The organism is Paraglaciecola polaris LMG 21857, from assembly GCF_000315055.1.
GTDB lineage: Bacteria > Pseudomonadota > Gammaproteobacteria > Enterobacterales > Alteromonadaceae > Paraglaciecola > Paraglaciecola polaris.
On the sequence record NZ_BAER01000024.1, the window covers coordinates 64,272 to 78,818 of the forward strand.

The following is a 14,547-nucleotide window of genomic DNA, read 5'->3' on the forward strand; positions in this document are numbered from 1 at the left end:
TCGTGGACCTATCGATTATCTTTGAAGGCTTAGCCAGTCTCACGCGCTGGTTAAGTCCGTATTATGCTGAAATTTCTATGACCATAGTGGCCACTGTGTTGGTAATTTACGGGGACATACTAAACAAAAAGATCAAACATATTTTGTCGCCCTACCACTTTATTGTGCGCACCTCGGTATTTGTTGTTATTTGTGCTTTTGGTTACGGGGCATTGGTTATTTTTACCACTCCCCACGTCAAACTCGTATTAATGATGATCCCTAGCTTGTATCGTGGAATAAGTGTCGTCAGTCTGTTTTTGTTGTTGGGGTATTTGGCGGAACATAGACGCTATATCTAATGCGTTTTCTGCAAATAATCAGGAATAGGGCAAGTGCCTTTTAAAGCGATTAATGAAAAGCCAGCATAGAATGCTGGCTTTTTTGCTATTTACTACATTTAACTCTTTTGGCTTGGTACTTCGCTTGGCGCACTTGCCATGCCTTAACAACAGACCAACGCCAAACATAATTTAAACCAAAAAATCCGACTAATCCAAAGAAGACAGAACACACACCACAACCTAATAAAAACGCAGGACCGATCGTTTCTATGCTTTGCACTACCCAATCCCAACTTAATTGAAAATGAAACGCTTGGGTATCGGTACCTAATAGAGTGGCACCGACGAGATAGGCGCCGTAAAAAATGGGCGGCATGGTAAACGGATTCGTGATCCAGACAGTGGCCATAGAAAGCGGCAAGTTGACGCGTAACGGTATTGCGACTGCGGCTGACAGCCACATTTGAAACGGTACCGGCCAAAAAGCGAAAAACAAGCCCAGACCAAATGCCCCTGACGCCGAACGGCGATTGAGGTGCCATAGATTGGGATCGTGCAACAAGGTGCCGAATATCTTCAATGCTTTTTGCTTCTTAATCTTATGGTGATCAGGTAAAAAGCGTTTAATGAACTTTTTCAGCATAATTCTCTATAATGTGTTGTGAAGTGATACACAGGATGTGCCTAGCACTATGGACGGTAGACTTTTCAGTTTTATTGCAGCAAGTATGTCTGCCTTGTTTTGGTTGTCACTTCCCGCGATCCTCATTCTACCAATAATCCTGTGTCTTGCCATACTGCTATGGCGTTTGCCGCGTATCATTTCAAGCTGCAAACGTTTTAACCATTACTGCAGTTGTTTTTTGCTAGGTATTTTTTGGATGGCAAGTGTAGGGCATTGGCAGCAAACTTGGCAACTCCAAGCAGACGATTTTACCCAAGGAATTTGGATCCAAGGACGAATTACGAGTCTAATCGACGGTAAACAAAGTCCACGCTTTAATCTTGATATCTCAGTTATCGAGCAGCGTTCATTAGTGAAAAAAAGACGCATTAGACTGAGCTGGACAAAGCCAATGTGGTCATTAAAACAAGGCCAAAGGGTGCAGTTATGGGTGAAATTGAAACCTGCTCATGGCTTAGCAAATCAAGGTGGTTTTCATTATCAACAGTGGCTCTTTAGCCAAGATATTGTTGGCACAGGCTATGTTAAAACAAGTGAAAACAATATATTACTCGAACCTAACCTCAGCGTGCGTCAGCGCCTATTAGATCAAATTATGGCAACTGAACTGGCGACCACTCCTTGGATAGCCGCCCTTGCATTAGGTCATCGAGGTCTGCTGACGCAGGACGATTGGTTGTTGGTACAGCGCACCGGCATTGCGCACTTAATTGCTATATCTGGGTTACATTTAGCCCTAGTTGCCAGTTTGTGTTATTTGCTCATCGCCAGCGTTTTACTTTTTTGTTACCGAGTGTTAATTACGACTCAAACGGTAAACTTTCATTTTGTCAGCATCTTAATTACGTTGTTTGCCACTTTGGGTTACGCCTATTTGGCAGGACTCGGTTTACCCGCCATGCGTGCATGGTTGATGTTGGCGCTAACGGCGTTGTTACTCTTTACTCGCCTGTATTGGGGAATAAAACGTATTCTACTGGTCAGTATCAGCGCATTTATTTTGCTATTCCCATTGAGTTTATTTGGGCAAAGCTTTTGGTTAAGTTTCAGTGCTGTGCTAATCATAAGTTTTGTGTTTTGGCGATGGCCAGTCAAGCATCAAGGTTTTTCCATCAAGAACTGGTTTGCTGGGATGTGTCGACTGCAACTGACGTTAAGTATTTTGATGCTGCCAATCGTCGCTTGGCAGTTTTCGTTTGTTTCTTTGGCAGCGCCATTGGTTAATCTAATCGCTGTGCCCTTAGTGACTCTAATTGTTGTGCCTCTATGCTTGCTCGCTGTGGTGATGCTGTTATTGAACTTGGCTCGGGGTGATGATGTGCTGGTGTTGGTTGATTATGGCTTACAATTATTACTTGATAAGTTGGTTGAGGTCAGTAACTGGTCAGCCTCGGCGTTTACAATACCGGCTATTCCGGCGCTGGCTTGGGTCTGCTTAACCTTAGCAACGTTAGTCATAATATTGCCCCGTGGTTTATTACCAAGAGTAGCGGCGGTTATGCTTTGTTTACCTTTATTGTCTTATGGGCTTACAACACGCGCAACGCACTGGCAAGTAAATGTACTCGATGTTGGACAAGGTCTTTCGGTAGTCGTAAGCAGGCACAATGACGCTTTGCTATATGATGTTGGTGCAGCGTATCCCAGCGGTTTTAATATGGCTGATAGCGTGCTTACACCCTATTTACACAGTCACGGAATGACGCATGTTGGCATACTCGTTTTGAGTCATTTCGATAATGATCATAGCGGCAGTGAACCTGCGCTACGTCGCTCTATGTCGATTCTACGCACGTACACGACTAAAGATAAATGTCGTTATGGTTGGCAAATGTATTGGCAAGGTTTACAAGTTTCAGCATTGTGGCCAGACGATCCTAGCTTGCACAACGATAACAATGGCTCCTGTGTGCTGCGCATAACGGATGGGCATACAAGTGTGTTATTGACCGGAGATATCGACGCATCAGTAGAACGAAAATTGGTGCAACACTACGGCGACGCGTTGCAATCACAGATATTAATTGCACCACATCATGGCAGTAACACTTCATCGTCGGCGGAATTTATTACGGCAGTTGCACCACAGCATGTCATTTTTAGTCAGGGATTTATGAATCGTTGGGGGTTTCCTAAAAATGAGGTGGTGACACGTTACCAACAGACAAATGCACAACTCTATCGTACGTCTGAAGACGGACAGATACAGGTGACGGTTGAAGATAGGGGCATAAAAGTGCGTACTTTCCGCCACGATATGTATCCATATTGGTATGCAAATCATTAAATTGTCTGAAAATTAAGCATTAAATAATTGATAGTTGGGGAAATTCCCCCTAACAGTTACAATATCCCAGTGTAACCTTAACTAAGTCGAACTCTAACGCTTTCATGACTCATACTTTACCGTCTCAAAATGTATTCAAACGCTTCGCCGTTTATCTTAAAGATTTCAAGTTGGCTTTTATCGTGGCCATCATTGGCATGGTCGGCTATTCACTGATCGACGCTTACGTTATCTCGCTATTACAGCCTATTATTGATGGTAATGGTGGTAAATGGGATTACGATTATCTGCGCTTAGCGGCCTATTTTGTTATCCCGGTATTTGTGGCAAGAGGGATATTTAATTTTATGGGTACCTACACCCTTTCTTGGATCTCTAGCCAAGTGGTAATGAAGATGCGTGAACAGCTTTTTCATCAATACATGCACTTGCCTGTTGCGTTTCACGACCATCACCCGTCTGGTCAGCTTATATCTAAAGTGATTTATGATACTGAACAAGTGGCGGGCGCAGCAGGAAAAGCCTTTCTGACGCTCATCAGAGAAGGCGCTTTGGTTTTTGGTTTACTTTTTTGGATGTTTTATCATTCTTGGCAATTAGCGTTAATTTTTATTTTGATTGGCCCTTTGGTCGCCATTATTGTCTCTATTGTGAGCAAACGTTTTCGCTTGGTCAGTAAAAATATTCAACAAGCCATGGGCAACTTGACCTCGTCTGCGGAGCAGATCATCAAAGGCCATAAAGTAGTACTCATGTTTGGTGGACAAGATTTAGAGGCGTCGCGATTCGCCAAGAAAAACAACCATAACCGTCAACAAAATATGAAATTAGTGATTGCGCAAATCCTAAGTGTCTCCTCTATTCAAGTTATTGCCTCGGTGGCACTGGCGGTGGTTTTATATATATCAAGCAAACCTAATTTCATTACCGACTTAACGCCTGGCACGTTTGTGACTGTAGTGGTGGCTATGACCATGCTACTCAAGCCATTGAAGCAGCTCACTACGGTCAACAGTGAATTTCAAAAAGGCATGGCTGCGTGTGTGAGTATTTTTTCAGTACTTGATAATGCCATTGAAAAAGATACCGGCAATCAGCCACTGAACAAGGCAAAGGGCAAACTAGAATTTAGGGATGTGACCTTTCATTATCCTAACAAAGAAGAGGCGGCTTTATCGGATATGTCGTTTACCGTCGAACCCGGGAAAATGTTTGCCTTAGTGGGTCGCTCAGGTAGCGGAAAGTCCACTATATCTAGCCTGCTCACGCGTTTTTATGATGCCCAGCAAGGCACCATTTTATTGGATGGTGTACCGCTACAAGATTTCAAACTAAAAGATTTACGCCGTCAATTTGCCCTTGTTTCCCAGCATGTCACGTTATTTAACGACACAATTGCTAATAATATTGCCTATGGCTCTGAAGGGAGGGTGACACCAGAACAAGTGTTAGCAGCTGCAAAAACAGCTCACGCGTTAGAATTTATCGAACAATTGCCCCAGGGCATGGAAACCCTAATAGGTGAAAATGGCTTGATGCTTTCAGGAGGGCAACGCCAGCGTTTAGCGATTGCTCGAGCGGTTTTGTTAGATGCACCTGTGCTTATTTTAGATGAGGCTACATCAGCCTTGGATACGGAATCAGAAAGACTGATTCAGGATGCGTTAGAGACGTTACAACAAGATCGTACCAGTATCGTTGTCGCTCACCGCCTGTCGACGATCGAAAGCGCTGATCAGATATTAGTCATAGAAAAAGGGCGTATATTAGAGCAGGGCGATCATGGATCATTGTTGTCACACGACGGTGCTTACGCTCAGCTACACAAGCTGCAGTTTGGTGATGGACAAACCGTCGCGTGAGATGGATCGAACGTGTTTGGTACCAGCAGCCTTGGTATAAGTGGCCAATTATCATATTGATGTTGCCCTTAACCTGGTTATTTTGGCTAATATCTCGTTTGCGTCGTGGGGCATTTTTACTCGGTTTTAAAACATCTATTAAAGTGTCAGCGCAGGTCATTATCGTCGGTAATATCAGTGTTGGTGGTAACGGAAAAACACCTTTAGTGGTGCATTTAGCAAAATTTTTAGCGGCCAACGGTTACCACCCAGGGGTATTAAGTAGAGGTTACGGAGGACAATCCGAAAGCTACCCGTGCAGCGTCACCCAAGACAGTCAGCCAGAGCAAGTGGGTGATGAGCCTGTACTCATGCGTCAACATGTAACATGCCCTATGGTGGTCGACCCTAAGCGCGCCAGAGGCGCACAGTTTCTAATTGACACGCACCACTGCGACGTAATTATTTGCGATGATGGCTTGCAGCATTATGCGTTGCAGCGGGATATTGAAATTGTGGTAATGGACGGTAAACGCCGTACCGGAAACCAATTTTTAATGCCCTCAGGCCCCCTAAGAGAATCAACCGCTAGACTAAAAAATGTTGATTTTGTGGTCATCAACGGGGAGGGGGCATCAACTAACGAATACTTGATGCAACTCGTTCCAGGACAACTCATCAATGTAAAGCAGTCGACGCAGCGCTTAGCACTAAATGCGCTTAAATCGCCAGTTGTTGCTGCTGCGGGTATCGGTCATCCGCAGCGCTTTTACGAATTACTTGAGCAACAGGGCGTCACGTTAAAACAGTGCTTGAGTTTTGTTGATCATCATCAATTCGAAAAAGCCGATTTGCCTCAAGAACGTGTGCTGATGACCGAAAAAGATGCTGTTAAGTGCCGACCTTTTGCGCATGAAGACTGGTGGTATTTACCCGTTAATGCCAAGCTTGATACAGATTTTGAACAGCAATTGTTAACCAAATTACGCAATAAAAAGTGAGATGAATATGGCATTTGATAAAAAATTACTTGAGATAATAGCGTGTCCTGTATGCAAGGGAACGCTTATTTTAGATAAGCCAACCGACGCAAATGAACGTTTGGTTTGCCGATTTGACCGTTTGGCTTACCCAATTGAGCAACATATTCCAGTGCTGCTTGAAACAGAGGCTCTGGTGTTATCCAGTGAAGAATTAGAAAAAATCACCAAGTAAGGCTGCCCTATGAACTTTAATGTGATCATTCCCGCACGTTATGCATCGTCTCGATTTCCAGGTAAGCCGCTGGTTGAAATTAATGGCAAACCTATGGTGCAGCACGTGTATCAAAGGGCGATAGAGTCAGGTGCGTCAAATGTGATTGTTGCCACAGACGATGCGCGTATTGCAAAAGTGGTCAGCGATTTTGGTGGGCAATACTGTATGACCGGCGCCCATCATGAGTCTGGGACGGAGCGACTGGCAGAAGTGGTTGACATGCAGAACATGCTTGCCCAAGAGATAGTGGTTAATGTGCAAGGTGATGAGCCGTTTATTCCAGCTGAAAATATTCAGCAGGTCGCCGAAAACTTGCATCATCATCAACAAGCTGAAATGGCCACCTTGGCGGTAAAAATAGTTGATGTAGAAGAAGCATTTAACCCTAATGCAGTAAAAGTCGTCTTGGATAAACAGGGCTACGCCATGTACTTCACTCGAGCGACGATCCCTTATGATCGTGCGCGTTTTTTAGATGAGGATAGCATAGACGAAATTGGTGATTACTATCTCCGCCATGTGGGGATTTATGCTTACCGCGCAGGTTTCATTAAGCAATACGTTAATATGTCACCGTCAGGCTTAGAGCAAATTGAATCTTTAGAACAATTGCGAGTGTTATGGCATGGCGAAAAAATCCACGTGGATATCGCTCGAAAAACGCCTCCAGCAGGGATTGATACTCCTGAAGACTTAAAACGAATATTAGCCGACCCGAGTATCGTTTTTTAAGAACGAGTTTGCGCAGTGTTTGTGAAAGGAGGTCAGCAATGTCAAACCTTGTTATTACCGGTGCCAACCGCGGGATAGGCTTAGCATTTGTTAAGTATTATCTTGCCCAAGGACATCAGGTCTACGCACTTTTTCGTAATACGTCTGACGAGCTGACTGGAAGTAAAGCACAGGTCATGTGCAAACCGAGATGGCTAACTACGGCGGCGATGTTTACCTGTCACTGCACGCGCCGCCATTGCCTTGCGTATTCAGCCGTTAACCCTTACTAATAGCGGTTCACTTTCTTACGCTAATGGGGAAAATATTCCCTGGTAAAAGACGCAAACCTGCCATGTTAGGTTTTATTTTTGCGATGTCCTCAGAGGCCAATAATGTCAATAAATACAATAAATAAAGTTGAATTGGGGGTATTTCCGACCCCCATTCATAAGTTAGCCCGTCTTTCGGCTCATCTGGGCGGCCCTCAAATTTATATTAAACGAGATGATCTTACTGGCTTAGCCTTAGGTGGCAATAAAACTCGTAAGCTTGAGTATTTACTGGCAGATGCAGTGGCACAAGGTTGTGATTGCGTGATTACTGCTGGAGCAGCCCAATCCAATCATTGTCGCCAAACGGCAGCAGGCGCTGCAAAATTGGGTTTAGGCTGTCATTTAGTACTAGGTGGTCAAGCACCCAATATGGCCAATGGAAACTTGCTGCTTGATGCGCTTTTTGGGGCGCATATTCATTGGAGCGGTGAAAAACGCAAAGGCGAAGATATTCCAAAATTGGTTAATGAACTGCTCAGCCAAGGAAAAAAACCATATGTTGTACCCTACGGTGGTTCGAATACGATAGGAGCTATTGGTTTTATCCAGGCTTATTCTGAATTGATGTCACAGTGCGAGTCATCACATGAGACATTAGATTTTTCTGATATCGTATTTGCGTCAAGCTCTGGCGCGACGCATTGCGGGTTAGTGCTTGGGCAGCATATCCATAAAGGAAAAAGTAACATAATTGGTATCAATATAGACAAAGATGAAATGGGTAAAGACAGTTACAAATGCCAACTACAGGCGTTGATAGAGCAAAGTGCACATACGCTAGCGATTGATTATCAGGGCTCAATTGATGAATTGCATCTAATTGATGATTACATCGGTCAGGGTTACGGTGTGGTTGGAGAGCTAGAACGTGAAGCCATCGCCTTGTGTGCTCAGTACGAGGGGATTTTACTCGACCCCGTTTATACAGGGCGCGCGATGGGGGGATTAATCGATATGATCCGCCGTAAACAGTTTAGTGCTCACAGCAACGTACTCTTTTGGCATACCGGCGGAGCGCCTGCTGTGTTTGCTTACGCCAGTGCGCTGCAGAACGTTTAGTGGTTGATTTTCAACCACTTGTTGCAAGTTGCCGTGCATTAGATCAATTTTATCGCCTGATTGCACGATAAGTGTGCAGTTCAGTTAATTTAATGGTGGATAAAATTTTTCTTAAACACTATGGTTTATCCCCTCCTTTAGTCTAAGTGGTTGGTGATTTTGTGAAAGGGTTGTTGGCGATAAACGTCTTTTTTTGGCTTTGTACGTCTTATGCCTATGCTGAGCATAGTGAAGAAGTCGAAAAATTTATTATTGCCGCGCAAGCTGCCACCTATGATTGCCCAAAAAGCGATATCAATTCTGCCCTCGATACTTACCTCGCCTCCGACGAAATCATTAAAGGCCAACAGGATAGGCTGCGGCTGATCAAATCGCATTCTTTGATCTGTGTTGGCCAATATGAGCAGGCTCGTGACATTTTAAATGGGCTATTTAACGATAACACCATAGATAAAAGCAGTGCCCTTTATGCGGGGGCTGTGTATCAACTTGGCTTTATTCTGGATGTTCAAGAAAACCCCCAGCGCTGTGATTATTATGCTCAGGCGGAATCTTTGGCAAGGGATCGTTATTCCGATATTTATCTGAGTGCACAACTAGGACTCATCACTGTATGTAATCAGAAAACCACCGATATTTCAGTGAAGTTAGGTAAGCTGTACTCATTATTGGAAAAGTTTGTTGAGTTGGATGATATTGCTGCGGTAGCGCATATCCATAACAATATCGGTCTGCTCTACGGCAGTATAGGACAAAATGAACTCGCGGCTGAGCAATACTTGAAGTCTTATTATATGGGGCTTGAGGTCTATGCAACGAACAACCAATTAGCGACACTGATTAGTGCCATCAGCGCTAATATGGCCAGTGGCGATGTCGTGGCAGCTAAACAAAATATTGAAATATTTAGGCGTGCCAATTTAAGTGTGAATACCCCGTTAACCAATGCATGGTTACATTATGCTGAAAGTCGTTATTATTTCCGTTTAGAAGACTATGATCATTTACGTAATAGTTTGCTAAAACTACATTTTTATCTACCTAAGGTCAGCAGCGATATCATTCATCGCAATGCCAAGCTTTATGGCGTGGCATTATGTATTTATGATAAAGACACCCAGTGCGTAGAGGATTTTTTAGCAGAGCAAGAAGCGTTAAGTGAGCCCCAACACAAGAAATTTTTAGCCAGACGTGATTACCTTTGGGTGATGGCAAATGCCTATTTCTATACTAATAACCTTGAGAGCGCCGAAAAAATATTTGATTTATATACACGTTTAGCTAACAAGCAAATATTAGATCAGCAGCGTTCAGGCCGAGTGCTCGGCGTGGCAAATTTACATAGTCAAATTACCTCGCTAGAAACCGAATTAGAGCAGCAAGCGGTGCAGAAATATCGTTCTATTGTGATATTAAGCCTCGGATTTATTTTACTGTTAGCTGGGGTCTATTTCTTGGTCGTCAAACGCTATATCAAAAGTGTCAGCAGCGACACATTAACCGGCTTGTTTAACGAGCGAGCAGTGATCGGCATGATGCGTCGTTTGCCACAAGCGCAAAATGGGCGAACGAATGCCTTGGCGCTTATTAATATTAGTAATGTGCGAGATGTGCAAAGTAAACATGGCCACATCGCCGGTGATAGAGCGTTACAAGCTGTGACCTATTGCTTACATAAAGTCACCCGGGAAGAAGATGTAGTTGGCCGGGTGGGCAGTGAACAATTTGTGGTGTGTTTGCGCAGCATTGACGAAGCGTTGGCCCGAGAATTTTTTGAACGAATACAAAGCGCCTTGAATGATACGCAATTCATCGCTGCGGTAGGCGAACAAGTTTTGATTGAGAGCCAAATGAGTATTTATTTATCCGTCGAGGGATTCTCTGATATCGAGGAGGTGCTAGCGGATATGCGCGATTCACTTTCTGATAAAGATGAGTCAAAGTGACATGACACAGATAATTTGCAGTATTGTGAATACTCAAGAACAGCTAGCACGCTGCTTCCCATTAATGCATCAGCTTCGTTTGCATCTTACCCTCGAGGCATTTTTGCAACAAACGCGTCAACAACAAGCAAACGGCTATCAACTATTACAAGCAGTCTATGGGCAAAATATTTGTGGTCTTGCTGGGTTCAGTCTTGGACAAAAGCTTGCTTGGGGTAAACATTTATACGTGGATGATTTAATCACTAATGAAAATCAGCGTTCAATGGGGGTTGGTGGGGCTATGCTTAAATGGCTAGAACAGTATGCATTGCAACACGATTGCGACCAGCTGCATCTTGACTCTGGTGTGCAGCGTTTTTCTGCACATAAATTTTATTTACGTGAAGGGTTTGTTATTTCCAGCCATCATTTTGCTAAATCCCTAGCTTTGGCTGAATAAACAGAATTCTATGCGTTTATTGCTTCCCCTTAAATATTACGACGATGCTGGGCGTATCAAGCCATCTAAAGCACTGCTTTGGTGTTTGTTCTATATTTGCCGGCCAATATGGGTATTTATTGCATCTCTTACCTTTCGTCAAGATAGCGGGGCATTGTTAGTCTTATTTTATCCTCATAACAGTTATTTTTATAGCAGTTTGCTGATCGCGCTACCAAGCTTTTTGGTGGTGTTATTAATAAGCTTTAGGGCAAAACTATGGGATGGTCGCGCAGGCGTTTTATTTACTCTGATTAAGCCATTAATACTGTTAAGCCTAGTGACCGACATTGCCTTTCATATACTGATGGCTTCTAAGCAAAACTGGAGTTTTTCTTGGCTGATTGCCGTCACCATTTTGCTGGATAGTATTTACATGTACTGGATAAAAAACAATCAACACTTAGCTTTGTTGAGCCTTGATTGGTCAAAACCATCGGTGCCATCAACTAATATCGCCAAATAAATTAAGTACTGGCGTGATGCTAATCTGCTGATCAGGCGGGGACGGGTAAGAACCTAATCAGCATCTTATTGAATACAATTATTGGCGATTGTTAGCTACAGCTTGTTCAAAGTAGTTTTTAACACTGATTTGGCTGTCATTTACCAAACGTTGATAACAAATACCAGCAAAAGCATAGGTGTTGCCAGCGTACTCTAATACGACATAAGGGGCGCGTTTATCTGATTCGTCATATTTCCAAAAACCGCCTATTTTCCGACGAAATAACTCGCCAACATAGGCGCCGTATATATTGCAGATAGTAAATACTGCATTTTCTTCTAATGCTTCAGATTCGTATTTACCCAACCAACTTAAAATGACATCGTCGACGACGGCCAAACTCTGTTCGCTCTCATCGAGAACGACAGCAAATTCTTGTTCTGTGGTTTCGATGGCATTTTGGGCGCTGTCGATCATCAATTGTGTTAATTCTTCACGGGTCATTTGCATTTCGGTCTCCAAATTGGACATTATTTTTCTATAAACTGGGTATTAAAAGGACTTTGCTTGATTAACGTTTGATATAGCAAGTTTGTACCTGGGCCGCAAGAATCAGGTTTAGGCTTAACCACATAACATATTAACGGCCTGAAACTACTGCCTTTTATCGGTAGCCTGTGTAGGGCCTTTGACTCAATTAAATGCTCGACGATAAAATCAGGTAGCCAGCAAAATCCAATGTTTTCTAATAGTAAGTCAACCGCTGTTTCAAATGTACTTACGGTCCAGCGTTGTTCTGATTTAAGCCAGCCTTGTTTTTCACTTGGTGTGCGCGATGTATCTTTGATGACGAGTTGCAGGTGTTGCTGTAGCTCGTTTGGATCTATAGGGCCTTCTAGTGAAGCGAGTTCGTGCTCTGGGTGACATACAGGGTAAAGGGAGCATTCTGCTATTGGCTCGCCTAAAAAACCTTTAGGCATAATAGGCGATATCGCTAAATCTGCCCAGCCTTGAGTGATTGCTTCTTCGGTACCAGTCAACACGGTTTCGATGATCCGCAACCGGCTGCCGCGACTTTCTGGGTAAAATGCGTTTAGAACGGGATAAAGCAACTTTTTAGGGTATGCTAAGTCTACCGCTACGGTAATTTCAGGCTCCCAATCCTGATTAATATTCCCCGCTAACTCCTCTAAATCTTGTACGTTCTGGGTAAGGTGACGAGACCGACGTAACATCACTTCGCCGGCTTCCGTTAAAAAGGCTTTACGACCTTTCACTTCTAATAGTTTTACCCCTAGCTGATCTTGAAGCTTAGCCACCGCATGATTTAAAGAAGATTGACTTTTATTTAATTTATTAGCGGCATGGGCATAGCCACCGAAGTCTACAACAGCTTGCAGGATGCGCCATTGCTCTATGGTCGTTTTCGCACGATACATTAGGTTTCTAATTTTTCGAAAGAATATAGCTATGCTAGGGGGAGTTGCAGGCAAAAACAACTTAAGTTGATCTCAAATCGTTGATTAGGCGTAAATTATTGTCTGTTTAAAGCTAAATTATTTATTATGCGCTATTCATCCTTACTACCGTTTTCAGCTTTACTTGTTTTGGGCTTAATGTCATTTCTTATTGATGTGGACATCATTCCACCTGGTATTGAGTTACTGGAATCATTAAAAGCGCGCTTTGATGGATATTTGTACTGGCTGATTCTAGCGATTATTTTACTCGAATCGATTGTTTACGTTGGCTTCTACTTTCCCGGACAATTTTTTGCGGTCTTATTAGTGGTATTGGCCAAGCCACAATGGAACGACATCTTGTATTTAACCTTGGCAATGGTAACGGCGGCAACGCTTGGCTCTATGCTCAATTACTATATGGGAAAACGATTTGCTCAGCATGAAAAGAAAACACCTATAAATCGTAAATCCTCAATTAAGTATCTATTAGTCGCAATGATCCACATTAATTCGTTGGCATTTTATATGTTCAATCAAGGTGCTCAGCGCAGGCCGTTCAAAGTGGTTTTTTTAGCCGGTTTGCTGAACTTGCCTTATTACCTCGGATTAATATTCGCAACCACGGTACTCAGCGAAGAGATCATGAAATTGGCAGAGAATACCCTGTTTATTTTATGTGCCATTGGGATTTGGCTGCTAGTGTGTGTGTACCTAGATATTAAAAAATACCGTAATACAAAGTTATACGCCCACCAAAGAGAACAGGAATTGAAATAAGGTCCAAGGGTAGGCGGTATTATAAAATATTTTCTTCGAGGCTAATCGTTCTTGGCTGCGGGTTTTGCTTTTGTGCCGTGAGCTTCTGGATAACGCGAGCAGCAGCAACAAATCCAAATGTCGCAGTCACTGCCACTGATGCGCCAAAGCCATTATTGCAATCAAGTTTTACACTGCCGTTCGTCAGGTTTTTAGTCTGGCACACTGAGCCGTCGGCTTGGGGGTAGCGCAGTTGTTCGGTAGAAAATACACACTCCACTGCAAATCGACGCTTTGGATTGGTGGTAAAACCGTATTCCTTGCGCAGTATATAACGCAGTTTTGCCGCCAGAGGATCCTGAATCGTCTTTGCTAAGTCAGCCACAGCTATTTGCGTTGGGTCGATTTGTCCGCCGGCACCACCAATGGTTATTATCGGGATTTTGCTGCGTTTACAGTGTGCCACCATGGCGGCTTTCGCTTTTACACTATCAGTGGCTTCCACCACATAGGACATATCTTGTGTCAGTAGCTGCTTAACATTATCAGGCGTCACAAAGTCTTCCAGCACATCAACCCGGCACTCAGGATTGATCTGCAAGATGCGTTCGCGCATGGCGTCGACTTTTGCTTCGCCCACGGTGTTTTGCAAGGCATGTATTTGCCTGTTGGTATTGGTGACACAAATATCGTCTAGATCAATCAGCGTAATATGACCCACTGCACTGCGGGCAAGAGCTTCTGCTACCCACGAACCAACGCCGCCAATACCAACAACGCAAACATGGGCGCTACGAAGAATTCCAGTTTCATTGACACCGTATAAACGTTGGGTTCCGCCGAAACGTTGGGAAAATTGACTCATGGTAGACCGCTGTATTGAATTGTTAAACGCTAGTATATCAGGGCAAGGTATACTTTTTGCAAGCCATTGTGGTTTGATTGGTTTCGTGCC

The 14,547-nt window shown here is 43.5% G+C and carries 16 protein-coding genes; 12 read left to right on the plus strand and 4 right to left on the minus strand.

Going from position 1 to position 14,547, the window contains the following annotated elements; genetic code table 11:
• The first annotated feature begins 2 nt into the window (after positions 1-2).
• The gene (locus GPLA_RS04750) at positions 3-341 is read left to right on the plus strand and encodes a DUF3392 domain-containing protein (protein ID WP_007103704.1); all 339 of its coding nucleotides are present in this window, start codon (positions 3-5) and stop codon (positions 339-341) included.
• Between the two features lie 85 nt (positions 342-426).
• Here the strand turns inward: GPLA_RS04750 and GPLA_RS04755 are convergent, their stop codons facing one another.
• Entirely contained in the window at positions 427-966 is a 540-nt protein-coding gene (locus GPLA_RS04755; RefSeq protein WP_007103705.1) for a DUF2062 domain-containing protein, read from the minus strand.
• Positions 967-1,015: 49 nt separating this feature from the next.
• Between GPLA_RS04755 and GPLA_RS04760 the strand changes: the two genes are divergently transcribed.
• The 10 genes from GPLA_RS04760 (at position 1,016) to GPLA_RS04805 (ending at position 11,391) form a co-directional block, all read left to right on the plus strand.
• On the plus strand, positions 1,016-3,295 hold the full coding sequence (locus GPLA_RS04760; RefSeq protein WP_083881998.1) for a DNA internalization-related competence protein ComEC/Rec2: 2,280 nt from the start codon (positions 1,016-1,018) through the stop codon (positions 3,293-3,295).
• Between the two features lie 104 nt (positions 3,296-3,399).
• Entirely contained in the window at positions 3,400-5,157 is a 1,758-nt protein-coding gene (gene msbA / locus GPLA_RS04765) for a lipid A export permease/ATP-binding protein MsbA (protein ID WP_007103707.1), read from the plus strand.
• Positions 5,154-6,137 (plus strand): tetraacyldisaccharide 4'-kinase, encoded by a 984-nt coding sequence (gene lpxK / locus GPLA_RS04770; RefSeq protein ID WP_040513901.1) that lies wholly within the window; start codon positions 5,154-5,156, stop codon positions 6,135-6,137. The genes msbA and lpxK overlap by 4 nt, the downstream gene beginning before the upstream one ends.
• A 7-nt stretch (positions 6,138-6,144) precedes the next feature.
• A complete protein-coding gene (locus GPLA_RS04775; RefSeq protein ID WP_007103709.1) occupies positions 6,145-6,351 on the plus strand; it encodes a Trm112 family protein in 207 nt (68 codons plus the stop codon).
• A gap of 9 nt (positions 6,352-6,360) precedes the next feature.
• Positions 6,361-7,125, plus strand: a complete 765-nt coding sequence (gene kdsB, locus GPLA_RS04780; RefSeq protein ID WP_007103710.1) for a 3-deoxy-manno-octulosonate cytidylyltransferase — start codon at positions 6,361-6,363, stop codon at positions 7,123-7,125.
• A 38-nt stretch (positions 7,126-7,163) separates the two neighbouring features.
• A complete protein-coding gene (locus GPLA_RS24300; RefSeq protein ID WP_040513903.1) occupies positions 7,164-7,397 on the plus strand; it encodes a hypothetical protein in 234 nt (77 codons plus the stop codon).
• Between the two features lie 102 nt (positions 7,398-7,499).
• Positions 7,500-8,498 (plus strand): D-cysteine desulfhydrase family protein, encoded by a 999-nt coding sequence (locus tag GPLA_RS04790; RefSeq protein WP_007103711.1) that lies wholly within the window; start codon positions 7,500-7,502, stop codon positions 8,496-8,498.
• Between the two features lie 161 nt (positions 8,499-8,659).
• Positions 8,660-10,444 (plus strand): GGDEF domain-containing protein, encoded by a 1,785-nt coding sequence (locus GPLA_RS04795; protein ID WP_007103712.1) that lies wholly within the window; start codon positions 8,660-8,662, stop codon positions 10,442-10,444.
• 1 nt (position 10,445) lies between these two features.
• Positions 10,446-10,886 carry a GNAT family N-acetyltransferase gene (locus GPLA_RS04800; RefSeq protein ID WP_007103713.1) on the plus strand — a complete coding sequence of 147 codons (441 nt, stop codon included), beginning with the start codon at positions 10,446-10,448 and terminating at the stop codon, positions 10,884-10,886.
• A gap of 10 nt (positions 10,887-10,896) precedes the next feature.
• Positions 10,897-11,391 carry a DUF2919 family protein gene (locus GPLA_RS04805; RefSeq protein ID WP_007103714.1) on the plus strand — a complete coding sequence of 165 codons (495 nt, stop codon included), beginning with the start codon at positions 10,897-10,899 and terminating at the stop codon, positions 11,389-11,391.
• A gap of 78 nt (positions 11,392-11,469) precedes the next feature.
• On the opposite strand, the gene GPLA_RS04810 is transcribed toward GPLA_RS04805, so the two are convergent.
• Positions 11,470-11,883, minus strand: a complete 414-nt coding sequence (locus GPLA_RS04810; protein ID WP_007103715.1) for a hypothetical protein — start codon at positions 11,881-11,883, stop codon at positions 11,470-11,472.
• Between the two features lie 20 nt (positions 11,884-11,903).
• The gene (locus GPLA_RS04815; protein WP_007103716.1) at positions 11,904-12,812 is read right to left on the minus strand and encodes a LysR family transcriptional regulator; all 909 of its coding nucleotides are present in this window, start codon (positions 12,810-12,812) and stop codon (positions 11,904-11,906) included.
• Positions 12,813-12,938: 126 nt separating this feature from the next.
• Between GPLA_RS04815 and GPLA_RS04820 the strand changes: the two genes are divergently transcribed.
• Positions 12,939-13,613, plus strand: a complete 675-nt coding sequence (locus tag GPLA_RS04820) for a hypothetical protein (protein ID WP_007103717.1) — start codon at positions 12,939-12,941, stop codon at positions 13,611-13,613.
• Between the two features lie 19 nt (positions 13,614-13,632).
• Here the strand turns inward: GPLA_RS04820 and tcdA are convergent, their stop codons facing one another.
• Complete coding sequence (gene tcdA / locus GPLA_RS04825) at positions 13,633-14,457, minus strand: tRNA cyclic N6-threonylcarbamoyladenosine(37) synthase TcdA (RefSeq protein ID WP_007103718.1); 825 nt, start codon at positions 14,455-14,457, stop codon at positions 13,633-13,635.
• Between the last annotated feature and the right edge of the window lie 90 nt (positions 14,458-14,547).

Bases quoted from the DNA above. Each gene is read 5' to 3' on its own strand.
- GPLA_RS04755 (WP_007103705.1), bottom strand. From the start codon at position 966: ATGCTGAAAAAGTTCATTAAACGCTTTTTACCTGATCACCATAAGATT.
- GPLA_RS04760 (WP_083881998.1), top strand. From the start codon at position 1,016: ATGGACGGTAGACTTTTCAGTTTTATTGCAGCAAGTATGTCTGCCTTG.
- msbA (WP_007103707.1), top strand. From the start codon at position 3,400: ATGACTCATACTTTACCGTCTCAAAATGTATTCAAACGCTTCGCCGTT.
- GPLA_RS04775 (WP_007103709.1), top strand. From the start codon at position 6,145: ATGGCATTTGATAAAAAATTACTTGAGATAATAGCGTGTCCTGTATGC.
- kdsB (WP_007103710.1), top strand. From the start codon at position 6,361: ATGAACTTTAATGTGATCATTCCCGCACGTTATGCATCGTCTCGATTT.
- GPLA_RS24300 (WP_040513903.1), top strand. From the start codon at position 7,164: ATGTCAAACCTTGTTATTACCGGTGCCAACCGCGGGATAGGCTTAGCA.
- GPLA_RS04790 (WP_007103711.1), top strand. From the start codon at position 7,500: ATGTCAATAAATACAATAAATAAAGTTGAATTGGGGGTATTTCCGACC.
- GPLA_RS04800 (WP_007103713.1), top strand. From the start codon at position 10,446: ATGACACAGATAATTTGCAGTATTGTGAATACTCAAGAACAGCTAGCA.
- GPLA_RS04805 (WP_007103714.1), top strand. From the start codon at position 10,897: ATGCGTTTATTGCTTCCCCTTAAATATTACGACGATGCTGGGCGTATC.
- GPLA_RS04810 (WP_007103715.1), bottom strand. From the start codon at position 11,883: ATGCAAATGACCCGTGAAGAATTAACACAATTGATGATCGACAGCGCC.
- GPLA_RS04815 (WP_007103716.1), bottom strand. From the start codon at position 12,812: ATGTATCGTGCGAAAACGACCATAGAGCAATGGCGCATCCTGCAAGCT.
- GPLA_RS04820 (WP_007103717.1), top strand. From the start codon at position 12,939: ATGCGCTATTCATCCTTACTACCGTTTTCAGCTTTACTTGTTTTGGGC.
- tcdA (WP_007103718.1), bottom strand. From the start codon at position 14,457: ATGAGTCAATTTTCCCAACGTTTCGGCGGAACCCAACGTTTATACGGT.